The sequence below is a fragment of the Novipirellula methanifontis genome (assembly GCF_052161655.1).
Lineage (GTDB): Bacteria > Planctomycetota > Planctomycetia > Pirellulales > Pirellulaceae > Novipirellula.
In genome coordinates this window covers 1,395,066-1,410,935 of the sequence record NZ_CP197418.1, presented here as the reverse complement: position 1 = coordinate 1,410,935, position 15,870 = coordinate 1,395,066, and the positions used below count along the sequence as shown (strand labels likewise).

Annotated in this window: 9 protein-coding genes; 3 read left to right on the top strand and 6 right to left on the bottom strand. The window is 54.0% G+C overall.

Annotation, left to right across the window (positions count from 1 at the left end; all coding sequences use genetic code 11):
- Positions 1–31: 31 nt before the first annotated feature.
- The 3 genes from SH528x_RS04940 to SH528x_RS04930 are packed head-to-tail and all read right to left on the bottom strand — an operon-like array spanning position 32 to position 5,059.
- On the bottom strand, positions 32–2,143 hold the full coding sequence (locus SH528x_RS04940; RefSeq protein ID WP_442509417.1) for an ABC transporter permease: 2,112 nt from the start codon (positions 2,141–2,143) through the stop codon (positions 32–34).
- Between the two features lie 34 nt (positions 2,144–2,177).
- Positions 2,178–3,440 carry an efflux RND transporter periplasmic adaptor subunit gene (locus SH528x_RS04935; RefSeq protein ID WP_442509416.1) on the bottom strand — a complete coding sequence of 421 codons (1,263 nt, stop codon included), beginning with the start codon at positions 3,438–3,440 and terminating at the stop codon, positions 2,178–2,180.
- A complete protein-coding gene (locus SH528x_RS04930; protein WP_442509415.1) occupies positions 3,437–5,059 on the bottom strand; it encodes a cyclic peptide export ABC transporter in 1,623 nt (540 codons plus the stop codon). Before SH528x_RS04930 ends, SH528x_RS04935 begins: the two co-directional genes overlap by 4 nt.
- A gap of 729 nt (positions 5,060–5,788) precedes the next feature.
- Between SH528x_RS04930 and SH528x_RS04925 the strand changes: the two genes are divergently transcribed.
- Both SH528x_RS04925 and SH528x_RS04920 read left to right on the top strand, forming a co-directional pair.
- Complete coding sequence (locus SH528x_RS04925; protein WP_442509414.1) at positions 5,789–7,000, top strand: DUF1559 family PulG-like putative transporter; 1,212 nt, start codon at positions 5,789–5,791, stop codon at positions 6,998–7,000.
- A 122-nt stretch (positions 7,001–7,122) separates the two neighbouring features.
- Entirely contained in the window at positions 7,123–7,317 is a 195-nt protein-coding gene (locus SH528x_RS04920) for a hypothetical protein (RefSeq protein ID WP_442509413.1), read from the top strand.
- A 16-nt stretch (positions 7,318–7,333) separates the two neighbouring features.
- Here the strand turns inward: SH528x_RS04920 and SH528x_RS04915 are convergent, their stop codons facing one another.
- Both SH528x_RS04915 and SH528x_RS04910 read right to left on the bottom strand, forming a co-directional pair.
- Positions 7,334–8,251 carry a LysR family transcriptional regulator gene (locus SH528x_RS04915; RefSeq protein ID WP_442509412.1) on the bottom strand — a complete coding sequence of 306 codons (918 nt, stop codon included), beginning with the start codon at positions 8,249–8,251 and terminating at the stop codon, positions 7,334–7,336.
- A 220-nt stretch (positions 8,252–8,471) separates the two neighbouring features.
- The gene (locus tag SH528x_RS04910; protein WP_442509411.1) at positions 8,472–10,181 is read right to left on the bottom strand and encodes a cation:proton antiporter domain-containing protein; all 1,710 of its coding nucleotides are present in this window, start codon (positions 10,179–10,181) and stop codon (positions 8,472–8,474) included.
- Between the two features lie 319 nt (positions 10,182–10,500).
- On the opposite strand from SH528x_RS04910, the gene SH528x_RS04905 reads away from it, so the two are divergent.
- Positions 10,501–14,160: a dockerin type I domain-containing protein gene (locus SH528x_RS04905; protein ID WP_442509410.1), complete on the top strand. Its 3,660-nt coding sequence runs from the start codon at positions 10,501–10,503 to the stop codon at positions 14,158–14,160.
- 330 nt (positions 14,161–14,490) lie between these two features.
- Here the strand turns inward: SH528x_RS04905 and SH528x_RS04900 are convergent, their stop codons facing one another.
- Positions 14,491–15,666 carry a hypothetical protein gene (locus SH528x_RS04900; protein ID WP_442509409.1) on the bottom strand — a complete coding sequence of 392 codons (1,176 nt, stop codon included), beginning with the start codon at positions 15,664–15,666 and terminating at the stop codon, positions 14,491–14,493.
- Positions 15,667–15,870 lie beyond the last annotated feature (204 nt).

The window sequence follows — 15,870 nt, the reverse complement described above, 5'->3', positions numbered from 1 at the left end:
TCTATGACGGCACCGTTTTACTCGTAGCGACCTATTCGTAGCGAAGCGCGTCGATCGGATCGAGCATCGAAGCTTTACGTGCAGGATAGTAACCGAAAACAATTCCAACCGTAGCGGCAACTCCGACGGCGACAACCGGAGCCCAAAACGACATCTCGCTCGGCCACCCCATCATCCAACCAATGATCATGGAACTGGCGTGCCCAATCGCGATCCCAAACAGACCGCCAATCAGACACAGCACCGTCGCTTCGATTAAAAACTGTCTTAGGATCGCATTGCGATTCGCTCCGACCGCCATGCGAAGTCCAATCTCTCGCGTTCGTTCAGTGACCGAGACAAGCATGATATTCATGATGCCGACGCCTCCGACCAATAACGAAACGCCTGCGATGATCAATCCAAGTGCCGACAATCCCGAGACCACTTGTTTGGTCACCTTCGAAACCTCGGTGATGTCTTGGATTTGGAAGACGTCGGGATCCACGTCATGTCGGCGTGAGAGCACTTGGCGGATCTGTTCGCGTGCTTCCGGCACATGCTCGGGCGTCAAGGCCTGAACATAGATTTGGCTCAGATGCTCGTTACGAGTCGATCGCTTGACGGATGCGAATTGCATCTTTGGCATTTGATCCTCGAACGTGGCCACTCGACTGATGGAATTGGATTGGCTGTTGATGCGATATTTAAATGTGGTCCAGGGCGCCAGCATGATGTCGTCTTGATCATTGCCGATCACATCGCCTCCTTTGGCCTGCAGAACGCCAACCACACGAAGCGAAACGCCATTTGCGCGAATCTCTTTTCCAATCGGGTATTCATCGTCAAACAGATCGCTTGCGACTGTTTGACCAATCACACACACTTTCTCGGCATCAAAGACCGCATCTTCGCTAAAGAGTTGCCCCATATCCATCTCGGACCAATTACGTCCTCGAAGATAATCAGGCGAACTGCCCAGCACAAACGTGGGCCGGCAACGACGGTTACCGTACACCAATTGAGCCTGCCCATGAACGATCGGCGCCGTCAAACGAACGGCGGGACATTGTTCTTTTAATAACGACACGTCATCCGGGGTCAGTGGCACATAACGTCGCCGTCGGCCCGAACTGGGGGTGTAGGTGGACGAGACATTCAACATATTCGCCCCCATGCTGGCCACGGTGTCTTTGATCGCTCGCGATGAACCGCTGCTCAGTTCCATCACATTCACGACTGACGCGACCCCAATGATCACGCCCAACATCGTTAACACGGTACGCAGTGCATTGGTTCGCAGTGACGAAAGCGACACTATGATCGCATTGACGATCGATGCAAGCACCTGACCGCTGGCGTGCGTGTCGAGTGAAACACGATTCGTCGCCGATGCTTTTTCATCAATCGCGGGATGCGAAGTCGGGTTGGTTCGATCACTCGCAATGATGCCGTCCTTCATGTGGACAACACGATCGGCACTTTGCGCAACCTCGGCATCATGAGTGACAACCACCAACGTGATCCGGTGCTCGAGATTCAGTTTACGAAACAACTCGAGGATTTCCTGCTCGGTTTTCGAGTCCAGATTGCCGGTCGGTTCATCCGCCAACAATAATTGAGGACGATTGACCAATGCCCGAGCGATGGCCACGCGTTGGCGTTCACCGCCAGAGAGTTGGTTGGGCGCATGGTCCATCCGATCCGCCAAGCCGACGATACTGAGTAACTTTTTGGCGTACTCGACTCGCTCGGCCTGGGGGCGATCATCGGTGGCGTAAAGCGTGGGCAGCAGCACGTTGTCAAGCGCCGACGTGCGCGGCAGCAGATTGAAGTTTTGAAAAACGAAGCCAACGTGACGGTTGCGAAACACCGCCAATTCGCTGCCCGACAGACTCGAAACGTCGATATCGGCGAACTTGTAGATGCCCGCTGTGGTGCGGTCCAAGCTGCCCAACAGATTCATCAGGGTCGTCTTCCCTGATCCCGACGTGCCCATCAGCGCAACGTATTCGCCTGCATCAATATCGAGCGTGATGCCTTTGAGCACCGGCAACGGAACGTCGCCGACTTGGTACGTCTTGCAAATTTCACCAAGCTCGATCAAGCGTGGGACTCCGAGTGGGTTTGATACGAGTAGTGGATCTTGCCAAAGATCCTTCACAAGGGATCTTTAGCAAGATCCACTACAGGGAACGTTACCGCAGTGTTTTTGCTGTAGGAATAATTCTCGCCAACGTGGTGCGTTTCACGACTCCCACCACGACTGGCAAAGCTTCTTCGAATCCGTCACCAACGACCTCCGTTTGCACACCATCATCGATGCCAACGCGAACTGACAAAGGACGCACTTTTCCGTTTTCCCCTGGCACCCATACATAGGCGGACTCGCCTTCGCTGGGGCCATTGGGATCCTCGCTTGACGCCAATGAATCGGTATCGGTGGCATGCTCCATTTGTTCCGCTCCTGGCCACCACTGCAGCGCGCCAGTAGGCACCAACCATGCTTGATTTCGTCGTATAATTTCAAATTCGACATCCGTTGTCATGTGCGGTAACAGATCGACATCGGGTGGATCAATCGCGACAATCACGTCATAAGTGACAAAGTTGCCGTGCATGCGAGCGTTGAGCAAAATCTCTTCGACGCGTCCGGTCATCTCATGATCGCGATAGGCATCGACGGTAAAGGTCGCCGGTTGCCCCAGGCGGACTTTGCCAATGTCACTTTCACTAACCGAAGCACGAATCCTCATTTGGTCGAGATCCTTGGCCAGTAAAAACAGACCGGGATGTCCCACGTTAACGTATTGGCCAAGATTGGCTCGTCGATCAATGACCACTCCGTCAATCGGAGAGCGAACCGTTGTGTTGGACAAATTGATCTGGGCGTGATTCACCTCCGCCGCGACTTGGTCAAGTTTTGCTTGCCCCACCGCCAACTGAGCCGCTGCCATTTCATTGGCCGTCAGGATATCGTCATAGTCGCTTTGCGCGTTCGTTTCGCGAAGTCGATCGGCTCGCTGCAGCGTACGACGTGCTTGTTCGAGTTGAGCCTGCAAACGAACGATGTCCGCTTCGGCTAAACGGTAGGCCGCCTTGGCTTTTTGTAACGCAATCTCGTATTGCTGAGGATCCAGTTCGAATAGTACGGTGCCTTTTTTGACCCTCGAGCCCACGCCAATCGACTTTTCTGGGCTGCTGACTTCGGTGCCAAACTGCACGATTTTCCCGGCAACATCGGGGCCCACTTGAACCACTTCTTTGGGCTCGATCGTCCCCGTTGTGCCAACGGTGATGACGAGATCGCGTCGCTCCAGATTCACCGTTCGCAGTTCGGGAAGCTGGTCGCGAACACTTATCAACCGCCAAGTCACCACCGCAACCAGCACGCATCCGGTCACCATGAAGGCGACAACGAGGCGAAATAACAACGACTTTTTTCTTCTGGGTTGACTCATGCCGCGATCCTTTGCTTACGTTCTCGATCGACTTGGCCATCGACCAGTTTGACGACGCGATCGGCCGCAAAGAAGTAGCGATCATCGTGCGTAATCGCCACCACTGCTCGTCCATTTCTAGTCAATTCGGGAACGATCTCGCGGTAAAAGACATCTTTAAACGTTGGATCCTGTTCCGCAGCCCATTCGTCAAACACAAACACCGGTCTCTGGTCCATGCAAGCGACGAGCATCGCCAAGCGTTTGTGTTGGCCTCGAGAAAGTTTATGTGTCTTCAGCCGCCCCGTCTCAAAATCAACCTTGTCTTCGATTCCCAAAAGTTTTGTCCAGTGTCGCAAGAGCATCGGATTTGGATCGATTCCCATCAAGCGATCGAACAAATGTCCTTCAACAAAGACGGATGAGAACAGTTGCCGGTAATCGCCCATGGCGGATTCGTCGATAATCTGGTTGTCCACGCGAATGGCACCCGAATGCGGCGTGTACAGGCCCGTGAAGATCTTGGCCAGCGTGGTCTTGCCGCTTCCATTGCCGCCGACAATGAACAGCACTTCGCCAGGTGAAACCTGCAAATCGACTGGCCCCAAATGGAACCCCTCTTCATCCTCGTTGGGCGAATGATAGGTGTACGAGACACCCTCCAGTGCGATGGAGCGAAACCCAGTCTCGGTAGCAGCGACTGGCGGTGCAAGCGCGGGGTCAATCATCAGCCCGAGAGCATTGATCTTGCTTAGTGAAATCGCAGCGTGATTGAGCGCCGGCAACCAACCAAGAATGCTGTCCAGCGGACTGGTCAGATACAAAATTGTTAATGTATAGCCCATCAAAGTTTCAGGAGTGACGGTTGCGATCCGGGGCCAAACGAACAGCAACAATCCAATACCAATGAACAGTGAAAGCCGTCCCCAAGTGTGTGCGCCGCCGAGGATGTCAGTTCCCTTGATCAAGCGTTCTCGCATCGACGTATCGGCAGGCAACAGAACGTCATAAATAAAATCGACGCAGCGACGGTTGTTGGCTTTCAATTCCTTGATGCCAAAAACCATCGCTTGCAGCTGCTTGCTAACTTCGTCGCGATCTTCGCGGGCTTGACGCAAATGATAGTTTGCCCAATGTAGTCCTGTTAAATAACTTGCGACCGCCATCGATGCCATGAACACAGTACAAGCCGCCAAGGGAATCGAAAGACTCGCGAGGTAACCGATTCCGCTGACCAATACCATTGCGCTGGCACAGACCGAAGGAAAGTTTGATAGCGCCCCCGTGATCGCTCCCACATCACCTTGCAACATTCCGAGCAAGCGATGAGGGCCCACGCGTTCGAGTTCCGGCAAGGGTGCCGCCATAATTCGATTGCATAATTCGAATTGCAACCGTGCGGCAGTGGATTGCGACAATCGCGTCAGAATGCACTTCGATACGACTTGTAGGACCAAGACTGCAACGCATGCTGCGACGAACAGAGCTGGCAGAACTGCGGACTGCGTTTCCTGAGCACTAAATGACTTGTGGATCAGCGTGATTAGCCCCAGCGTGGCCATACCGCTAGCGCCACCCAGGACGACCGACGCCAGACTCGCCTTCCATGACGACCGCAACATAAGAAAAAAGAGATTCATGGCGTCTAATCCCTAGCGCGAGCGATGACGTTCACGTGGCAATATTTCTCGATGGAGCGGGGGAAAGAGCTACGCGGGTAAAAACGATCCGAGCTGGAGGTGTAGCAAAGCCCACCGCTGGATCCAATAGCATTCGCGAGGATCGCCGAAACCCGACGCGTGATTTTTGACATGCGACGTTGTATTTGCGGGCGAGTTGTAGGCCGGATCAAAGACGCAGGATCATGCCGGATCGGCGCAAACGGTAGCCTTTTCAAATGAGGCTCGGACCAATATGAAATTCTCAATTGCGTCCGACGATCCGGCATTTACGCCGTTTGCTTGATCCGGCCTACTAAAAACGCAACTTCAAAAAGCGTCAGCGAGGGACCGAAACAAGATCGAGATTCCCCCGCTGACGCGTCGGTTTGTGAATATTCCAGGCCGGACGCTCTCTTACGCCGCCGCGAGAACTGCGAGGCTAACACTTAGCGTGGGGCTAACGAACTTTCCAAAATATTTGATTTTCAAGAATCCTTAAGACGGGTAATGTAACCCTACTGCAGCAAAAAAGGGAAACAGCCCCGCCAATCAGCGAAGCGTCACGGTCGGAAACGATAACGCAGAAATCGCAATCGGCGGGTAACCCTCAAAGCTGAGAGGTTGGTTTTCATAGGTCGGGTTGGCCGCGACGGGACGCCTATCCACCTTTTTTTCATCCTCGTCGCTTTACTCGGAGTCAGTAATAGAATGATTAAGAACTATCATCGACGTCCAGCTTTCACGCTGGTGGAATTGCTGGTTGTGATCGCCATCATCGGCGTGTTGGTGGGATTGCTGTTGCCAGCCGTGCAAGCGGCACGCGAAGCGGCTCGCCGAATGAGTTGCAGCAACAACTTTAAGCAGATCGGCTTAGGAATGCATAACTATGCCGCCGCATTCAATCAGTTGCCAATTCATGGATCGGGCACCGTGGCACCGACGGGAGCGAGTTTTACAGCCGCGTCGTCGTTGAATACGAACGTGCTGCGATTGAGCGTCCTGGTGGGGCTCACTCCGTTCGTCGAGCAGCAAGCACTGTGGGAGCAAATCAGTAACCCAAGCATCGTCGGCGGAACTTGGCCTGCGATGGGCCCCAGTCCCGAGAACATCAACTACGTTCCTTGGATGACCGAAGTAGCAGGGTTTCGTTGCCCGAGTGATCCTGGCGTCGGTTTGCCTGCGTTGGGACGTACGAACTATGTAGCGTGTCTGGGCGACTCGGTCGTCAGCGGCTCGGTGTTGGTCGGAAACCGAGACAATGCGAACTTGGCCAACATTTCCCAATGGCGATCCATCAACGCTCAAGCGGATCTTCGCGGTGTTTTCATGACGCACATGAAAACTGGTTTTCGCGATATCCTCGACGGAACCGCGAACACGATCATGATGGGCGAAATCGCGAGCGACCTCGGCGACAACGACATTCGAACTCGCGGTTACAACAAGGGTGGGGCGACCGGCAATCTTGCGGATAACCCGCTCTATTGTCGCGGTGACATCGATCCACTGCGTCCCCAGTTCTGGAAAAGCACGGGTATCACGGGGACTCAATTGAGTTCCATTTATGGCCGAGGCTACTCGTGGGCTCAAACGGCGCCAACCATGGGAATCATGTTTACGATCCTGCCGCCCAACACCGAGCTTTGTGCCACCAATGCGGTCTACAATACCGCCGCCGGTTCAGCGAGCAGTCGACACCAGGGCGGTGCTCACGTATTGATGTCCGACGGCGCGGTTAAATTCATCACCGACTCGATCGAAGCGGGGGAAAGTACCACGGGCAATCCCGGATTAAATCTCAATAGCTCTTCGGTTGCTCTAGCGATATTGGGCCCACCCGCCGGATCACAAAGTCCGTATGGTTTGTGGGGAGCGTTGGGAACACGCGCCAACAAGGAAGTGATCAACACTGAATTCTAACCGCGAATTCAAAGCTAAACGCTTACTGACGAGATCAAGCAACGCCTGGGCTATGGCTCCGGCGTTGCTTTTTGAGAATCTGTTCCAACCCCACCTATCCTGCATGGAATCAATACAACGCTATGAACCGTAATTTTTCACTTTTCCTGCTTGTCGCTGTCCTGGCTGTCTCTCCCATCGTTGGATGTGGAGGTCCTCGCGACACCGCAATCAAAGTTTCGCAGTCAGATATCGAAGCCTATGAAGCCGAAGTCGAGAAGACACGTCTCGAAGACGAGAAAGCATCCAAAGAACGAAAACCTGGCGGTCAGATCTGATCGGCTTCAAATTCGCCTACGCGGTGCAGATCGCTTGCTTGAGTTCGCTTAGCAGTTCGGGCAAGATCACACCGCGTTTCCATGCGACGGCGACGCGGGCGGTGCCGAGTGTGTGACGCAGCGAGCGGAAGCACAATCCACTCAGCAGGGCACCGTCAATGCGACCGGCGATAACACCAATACCGAGTCCGGCTCGGACGCATGCGATCGTCACCGCACTATTGTCGGTCTCGACCCGCACTCGATACTTTTCGGAGAGGTCCCGTTGTGCGAGTGCACTATCGAGTGCGATTCGCACGAACGCACCTGTGTTTCCCGTGATCAACGGATAGGCGACCAAGTCAGTCCAACGCATCGCCGATTCCGCCAACGGATGGCCCAGCGGCATGACCGCGAGGTATTCGATCTCGTAGGCGTGCTCGATTGTGACTTGGCGATGCCGCTGAGCAGCAGAAGGTTCCAGCATGACCGCCATATCCGCCTCATTCGCCACCAACATTTCTTGAGCAGTTTGGTTACCTGCGTGTTGCCAACACAGCGTGATCTGCGGATGCCGATCACAGAAATCGGTCAGCACGGGGCAAAGTTCCTCCAACGCCATGCGAATCCCGGTCAACAACGTGATCCGTTGCGGCCGCGCCTGCGCAGCCGGGCCGACGAGTTCGAACGTTGATTCCAATCCGGCGATGAGGGGTCGGACGGCCTCGCAAAGTCGAATCGCCTCCGGCGTAGCCAGGATCCGGCGGCCTCGTTTGTGAAACAACGTTGCGCCGTAACAAGTCTCCAGTGCACGAATCCTGGCCCACAGTGAAGGAGTGGAGAGCCCCATCGCTTGGGATGCGGCGGAATAGCTGCCAAGATCCACCACGACGCACAGCGTCCTAAGTTGTTGGATATTCAGTTCATCCACATGCACCGGGTCACGTTGACTCATCTATTCCACCGATTCGAGCACCGCCTATCCACTCAGAATCCCCGGAATGGGGGTCTAGCCACCCCATGATATGCGATTTAACCCGAAAGTCGAGAAGAGGATGTCCGCGTCAGCGCAAAAGAGGCCCGCGTCTTCCTAAAAGAGGCCTGCGTCAGCCTAGAAAAGGATTGCGTCTTGGTTTCAGAATCAGCGGATGGGGCGTTGGCTCAATGTCCTAAACCTACGAAATCGTTGTCGCTTCAAGCTCCGACTCCTGACGCCGTCGCGTCAGCCAATCATCGATTTTCCCTTCGTCAACGCCTTGTGATTCTAGCACCGCTTGGGCTAGCGAAAGACCCACGATGCCGCCCTGATTGACGACGGGATTCATCCCGATCGATTCAAACGCAGCCGACTGCGCCGGGTCTTCGATGGAGACAAACCGTGTCAGATTCGGAAACCGCTCGCGGACAATCGGCATCAATTGTTGCGAAACGTCAAGCCGGGCGTCGGCAATCACAATCGACGATCGCTCATTCATCGACATCGTTTGGGCTAGACGCAGATCGTGCAGGTCGCCGTACGTCACTTGGTAACCATCGACACTGGCCGCGGTGAACCGATCATAGTCGTTCTCAATCGCTTCGTATCTGATTTGAAACGCTTCGAGTGCATCAGCCACCGCACGGCCAAATTCGTTCATGCCAAACAGAATCACCGGAGCCACCGTTTCCAGCGGCGTGGTCTCTGACGACGGAACCTGGGCGGTCAGTCGATTGCGAATGAATCTTGCTAATCGATTGCCAAACTCGGTGATCGTCGGGGTCAACGCCAACGAAATCGCGACGCCAATAAAGACGATGCTCACAGATGATTCGCCAAACGCCGAACGGACCGCCGGCATCGACAAAATGACGAACACAAACTCACTACCTTGCGCCAACAAAAAACCGAGTTGCATCGCCCCCGGTACCGACCATCCCACGACACGTGCGGACAACGAGATCGCAACCGCTTTGACCATGACAATCACGGCCACAAACACCAAAATTTGCCACCAAGCGGTTAACAAGACATGCCAATCGAGCGACATGCCAATCGCGATAAAAAAGAAGGCTAGCAGCAAATCACGAAACGGTTTCGCCTCGGTTCGAATTAAATGTCGAAAGGGCGTTTCCGAAAGCATCATGCCTCCGAGAAAGGCACCGAGCGTGAGCGAAAGCCCCGCCCAACCGCTTGCCGCTGCCATCGCCAACACGATCAGCAGCGAAATGGCGGTAAAGATTTCTTCGTTCTTCGTACGTGAGATCACGTGAAAAAGTCGGCGGATGGCAAACCGGCCCAGGAGCACCGCGATTCCAAATGCGATCGTTCCCTTGGCGACCGCCAAGCCAATGGTTGCTGCCAGCCCTGGGGCGGCATCACCCGTAGAATCGTGTTGCAGCGATGCGGCCAGGATCAACAGAAAGATCGCAAACACGTCTTGCAGGATCAACACCGCGGTCGCCGTGCGTCCCACCGGACAATTGTTTTGTCGTCGTTCCTGAAGTGTCGGCTGCACCACCGCAGTCGACGACAGGGCGAGTGCACCACCGACAAGCAGTGCGATTTCAAACGAGAATCCGAACAGCAAAGCGATCCCTGCAAACGCGATCACACAAAGCACGATTTGGATCGGGCCGAGCCCAAAGATGTCACGACGTGCGTCCCAAATATGCTGGAGCGAAAAATGCAATCCGATGTCAAACAGCAAAAAGACCACGCCCAGTTCGGCCAACAAATGCGTTGTCGGGCTCTCGACGATCCATCCCAGCGCATGTTCGCCGATCAACAATCCGCCAACCATGTATCCCACGATCGGACTGAGCCCAAGTCGCCGCGTCAACACGATCGAAAGAATTCCGATGACCAGCAGCAGAATCGCAGGCACAAGGGCGCTGGCTTGTTCCATCAAAGAGCCTTCCGAGCAATAAACGTCGATAACCGACAGCAAATTCAGCCGCCAAAATACCGCAGCATTCCAACTTCCGCACGCCCCCAAATGAAAGCCCCAAAAACCCCTTCAGCGAAAATCTTATTGTCTCTTTACACGCAGACATACGTTCTGGCCCTTAATCCCCAGAAGGCTGCCTCGGCTGCAAAAATCACTGGCTGGAACTAATTGCGTCAGGGAAACCAGCCCCATTTCGGTTTGCATTGACACCCCCTCTGCGGCAACTATTATCGGTTTCGAGTTCCGTTGTCACCCTCGAATAGATTAGCCAGTTGCGATGAAAAAACACCGCCATTCTCTTGTCATCGAATCACTGGAATGCAGGCAGCTTTTGGCCGCCGATCCATTTGGGACAAACTCGCTACAGCCGCTCGATGTGTCGCGTGATGGTGTGGTGTCGCCACTTGATGCGCTACAAATCATCAATGCATTGGGACGTTCGGAACGTGGAACGGCCGATCCGTCTCAGTCCATCGGCACCTTTATCGATGTCAATCGAGACGGGGTGGGTACCGCGATCGATGCGTTGGACATCATTAATCGTTTGTCAATCCCCACACCTTTGTTAGCCGCGAAATTGGCGTCTGACTCGGCTCCGATCGCCAGCGAAGCTTTACAGTTCGACTTACAAAGTAACGATTACGCGATTGACTTATTTGTTGCTCTCGGTGACCTCGGAAGCCAAAAGGTGCAGTTTCGTATTGGCGACGCCCCCGCCTTGCACGACATCACTGACTTGTTCGTCGACAACAAAGCCAGTTTGACCAAGGAGCAGATTGATTCGTTTTTCGGCAGCACGCTTCCGGATGGTGAGCACAAGATACATGTCGAATTTGCGAACTCAACCGCGGCACCGGTCGAATTCACATTGACCGTCGATCGAACCAAACCGGAACTGCTAGCGGTTTCCCCCCAGCGTTCCGTGCTGGTAGGTGATCGATTGATTCAAGTCAAAATGTCCACACCTGTCGACGATCTGTTTTTGGATCCTGAAAGCATCTCACTCGTAGACAACTCGGATGCTTCGCGTCGATTTAATCCGACCAGCATCACAACCGATGCAACCAGCGGTACTCTGCGGTTCGAGTTTGATAACGATATCCCCGAAGGCGACTACCAGCTAAACGTTGACGAAAACCGCATCTCCACACCGACGGGCAACGCGGTCGGCGATCAGATACGCAGCATCCCCTTGCGTTATCTGACTCCAACAGCCATTTGGAACAATCCCGCAGGCGGCAACTGGAGCGACCCCGAGAATTGGCAATCCGGTGAAGTGCCAACCGAGACCGACACCGTGCTCATTGATGTTCCCGAGGGTATCGTTGTTCAGGGTCCGTTTGGCAATCTCGTGACGGTGGAACACCTGACACTGCGCGGCGAACTAGACTCCCCCAGCAATATTCAAGCAAACACGATCTCGGTTGATCGCGGCGTATTGCGTATCAATGGTGCAGGCGTATCCAGCGATGTGTTATATACATCTCGAACGGGACTGGGTCGCATCGATGCAGTAAGGATGAATGTCGAGAACGCGATCATCAATCTACCCATCGCGATTGAAACGCAGGGCAACCTACGTGTTACAGGCGGCTTAGAGCTGAACGACACGATCACGATCCGTGGCACGGGCAATACTTTTCCAGCCAGTGTCACGTTCATCGACGGGCAAGATGTCACTGGACGTGGCGAGTTTGCCTTGGCGGGCGACGGGGATCGCACCAGCGTGATCGAAGCCCAAGGTACCGGATTCGTAAAAATTGCTAACACGCTTACGATCCGCGGCTCACAAGGGACGATCCGAGGAAACTCAAATCTTGACTTGGAAGCCCGTGTGACCGATGACGGAGGCGATAGTGCGGGAAAGATCTTACTGTCGGGTTTAGGCTCGGACGACGGCGTACTTGATTTGAATCTCAACACCTCAATCGGCCGGGTCGAAATCGACACTTTGAAAGACATCACCGTTCGCAACCAAGGTACATCGCCACTTCAATTCAAAGATGCCAATGATCCACTCGAACGCGTGATCCTTAATTCGCCCGTGCTCGTGACAGCACGTTTAGCAGTCGAAGACCACGTTACTTTCAACGCCGATGTTTCCATTCGTAGCGTGGATGGTGCTTTCGCCAGAATCGATTTGCTCAGTGGAGTCGTTGTCGATGGAAATGCCAACATCACTTTCGATGGAGAACCTACGGATCGACAACGAATCGAGACCGGTATTGGAAGTGTGCCAACGTTACGAGAGACCGCCTCGATTGGCTCCGGAATCACTATTCGCGGCAATCAAGGTTGGTTACGTACAAGCGGCGGAGTTGGATTCGACTTTGCAGGAACCATCGTGGGTGGCCCAGACAGCAACATTGTCCTGCAAGACGTGGGCTCCGTCGCAGGCCTTACAATTGATTCGCCTACCGGTTCGGTAAAACTGGTGGATGTAAAGCCAATGAAGGTCACGGGCGTTGACGATTCATTTGTGCGAATCAGTGATTCTCAAGAATGGAGCTCAATGGAATTGCGGGTGGACGTCCGCATTGATGCGGGAGCAAGTCTCAAGCTGACAAACGGAATCACGGTGGGTGGTCAAATCCGTTTGGAAGGAAGCGACGATGACCGCGCGATTCTGGAACTAGACGACGACGCATCGGTCACGGGTGACGGCCAAATTGTCTTTGCCGGAACGGCAACTCGCCCCTACGGCAATCTATTTCAAGCCGATCTGCGAGGTGCAACGCTCGATCCCCGAATTGAAGTGCGCGGGCAAAATGGCATCTTCGCGGGGTCCGTTCGTTACAACGGAACGATAACCGCGACTGATGGCGGTACCATCGCAGCAAGCGGGCTAAAGGGTGGCGGACAGCCGATCGTCATCAACTCGACCGATGGCAAGGTACTGATTTTCGAGGCCGAAGACATTGTCATTGACGGCGTTGGCGACAGCGAACTGATTTTCGAGCAGTTCGCCAAATTGGGTCACGCGGCTACGGAGATTTCCGATGTCGGTGTGACTCGTCTGACGAACGTGACGCTCAATCTGCCAACCAGTGTGCTCGGCACCGTATTGGTAGTCGAAAAGGAGCTGATCGTGAACACAACGGTCACCCTGTTGTCGACAACGGACGATACAAATCCAAACGACATTGTTTATCGCAATAGCCAGATTCAACTTCGTGATACCCCGCAATCGCAACAAGTCCATCTGGGCGGATCAGGAAGCGTCTTGTTTGGAGATTCAATTGTTAAACTCGACAGCAGTTTTTCGCCTCACCGCATTTCTGGCATCATCGGAGGGACCGTTGCAACGGTGGGGCCAGACATCACGCTTGGTGGCAAGAGCGGCTCGCTACAGTGGATGACTCATCAAGGTTCCATTGAAACCGAAGCTGGTGCCGTCGTCGAACTGCAACACGTCATCAGCAGTCCCGGTGTTCTTGATCTTGAACCGCAAGCCGGCCGAGTGCTGATTTACAGCGTTCCAGAGGGCACCTCGATTACTGGATCCGAGGGTGCCGTCGCTTATGCGAAGGGTCTGCTGCTTGTTGAATCGACGGTTTCCATTCCCCTGTTTGTCCAAGGAGTCGATGGCGATGAGCCTAACGCCTCTATCATCGTGCAAGGAGACCTAACCCTCAACTCAACCATCACGCTGGTAGGTCCCAACAGTCGCCTTCATTTCTACGATAATGAACCCGAGCGATTGTCGCGTTTGCAAGGCAACGGCACCGTAGTGATGCCCCGTTTTGATCCCGACCCCGACGACGGCATCAGTGTGGCGGGACACGCGATCTCTGCGGACGATTCGTTGACCATCGGATCAGGCATCACAATTCGGGCCGGCAAGGGCACCATCGATGCTAAAGGGGAGCTCCGCATCCACGGTACGATTGTTGACCTTCACGGACAACTGTCGATCGGCCCCCTCGCCGACGATTAACGAAGTTTCCGAGACGACGTTGTGGTTAGCAGTCCGCCGCTTCGCTGTGATCACTGCAAAGTGAAGTGCCGGACGCAGAACGACTTGGCACTACCAAAAAGCGATCCTTTTCAGGCTCCTGCCCAACGCTGTGAACAAATATTAGGCAGCAAACTACAGCATGTGCGTTTCGTGGCTACGCTCGCCAGAGCGTGGATTGGTGGCGTCCAATGCGAATCACCACCTTCTGGCGAAGGTAGCTACTAGAAACTCCTGCCCGGGAACGCACTGCATTCGAGACTCCCGCCTCGTCTATTCTCGCTCAGCAGGCGGGCGGCGGCGACACGATCATCATCGACCCGTTTTCTGTATGAAACGAGCGAGTTCTTTCATGTCGATGGCCGTGTCGCCATCTTGATCAATTAATTTAAGTTTGTGCGGTGACAGAGGGCTGTCGCGGTTCGCACCGCTGGCGACCAATTCCGACTCGGAAAGCTTACGGTCTGAGTTGGAATCATTTCTTGCAATCAAAATTGACGCTCTCTGGGCAGCTTCGTCGTCAAATCCCAAATGCTTGCGTCGTTTCGCCAAATACTTTTCCATCTCTAACAGCGATAAACTTCCATCACTGTTCTCGTCGGGGCTGCCGAGGTCCAAGTCGCTGTCGGCTTGCCGAAACAGGTTCGCCGGAATGAATCCATCATTGTCCGAATCGGCTTTCCTGATCACGTTGCGTGCGAGTAGTTGGTCAGATGGCGTCAGTCCCATTTGCTTGCGACGATCCGCCAAATATTCCGCCAGCTCTGATACGGACAACAATTGATTATTGTTTCGATCAAACTTCATCGTTGCCGAACCCAAGTCCACTGTATCCAATTCGTCACTGGCTAACTGACGATCCCCATTGGCGTCGCCACGGTTGATCAGCGACATCGCACCGCCTTGATCACAGCCCTTGATTCCAAGCTCGTCGCGAAACTTGCGTTCAAACGCCAATCCGCGAATCAATTCATCGGGAGAAAGCTCGTCGTCGGAATTTCGATCGTAGGAATCGATCTGATCAGAAAACGTGTTGTCCTCCAGCTCCTCAAGCTGCAACTTCCCGTCGCGGTTACTGTCGTATCGATTGGTGTAACGGTCGGCCAGGATGGAGTCCATCTGAACGATCCCTGCTTTCTCACGTTCGGCAGCGAACTTGAGTGTAATTTCGACTCGCTGTAGATCGCCGCTGCGATTGAGATCATAGGGACGAATGTCTTCGCTGCTCCATTTCAGCCTCTCGCACTCTGATTCGCTCAACTGCCCGTCGTCATCCAAGTCATGCCTCATCAGAACTTTTGCCGCTGCAATCAAATCCATTTCCAGCAACTGGATCGCCAATGGATCTTCTGACTGGGGTGGATTGTGGTCGTCCTGCGCGAACAGTAGGGAGGTGGAAGCTCGCCCCACCATGCAAGTGACAAGCAAGAAAAGACACACAGTCGCCCCAGAGAATCGGCATCGTGTACAAAGCGTGCGAGCATTCATGTTGTATTTCCTCTACACGTTTCCGGTGACACTATTTCAGACAAGATACAAATAGTGTAATCGATCACGACTCACGCGATCCATTCGAATGGGCCTAACGGATCACTATCAAAATCGGTAAGGTCGAAACATCAAAATCCTTGGCGATTTTCGCTACGGATTGGATCTCGACATTCATTCGATACAATCGTCGGGTCGACTCTA

Coding starts and splice junctions, on each gene's coding strand:
- SH528x_RS04925 (WP_442509414.1), top strand. CDS start 5,789: ATGATTAAGAACTATCATCGACGTCCAGCTTTCACGCTGGTGGAATTG.
- SH528x_RS04935 (WP_442509416.1), bottom strand. CDS start 3,440: ATGAGTCAACCCAGAAGAAAAAAGTCGTTGTTATTTCGCCTCGTTGTC.
- SH528x_RS04920 (WP_442509413.1), top strand. CDS start 7,123: ATGAACCGTAATTTTTCACTTTTCCTGCTTGTCGCTGTCCTGGCTGTC.
- SH528x_RS04910 (WP_442509411.1), bottom strand. CDS start 10,181: ATGGAACAAGCCAGCGCCCTTGTGCCTGCGATTCTGCTGCTGGTCATC.
- SH528x_RS04905 (WP_442509410.1), top strand. CDS start 10,501: ATGAAAAAACACCGCCATTCTCTTGTCATCGAATCACTGGAATGCAGG.
- SH528x_RS04930 (WP_442509415.1), bottom strand. CDS start 5,059: ATGAATCTCTTTTTTCTTATGTTGCGGTCGTCATGGAAGGCGAGTCTG.
- SH528x_RS04900 (WP_442509409.1), bottom strand. CDS start 15,666: ATGAATGCTCGCACGCTTTGTACACGATGCCGATTCTCTGGGGCGACT.
- SH528x_RS04915 (WP_442509412.1), bottom strand. CDS start 8,251: ATGAGTCAACGTGACCCGGTGCATGTGGATGAACTGAATATCCAACAA.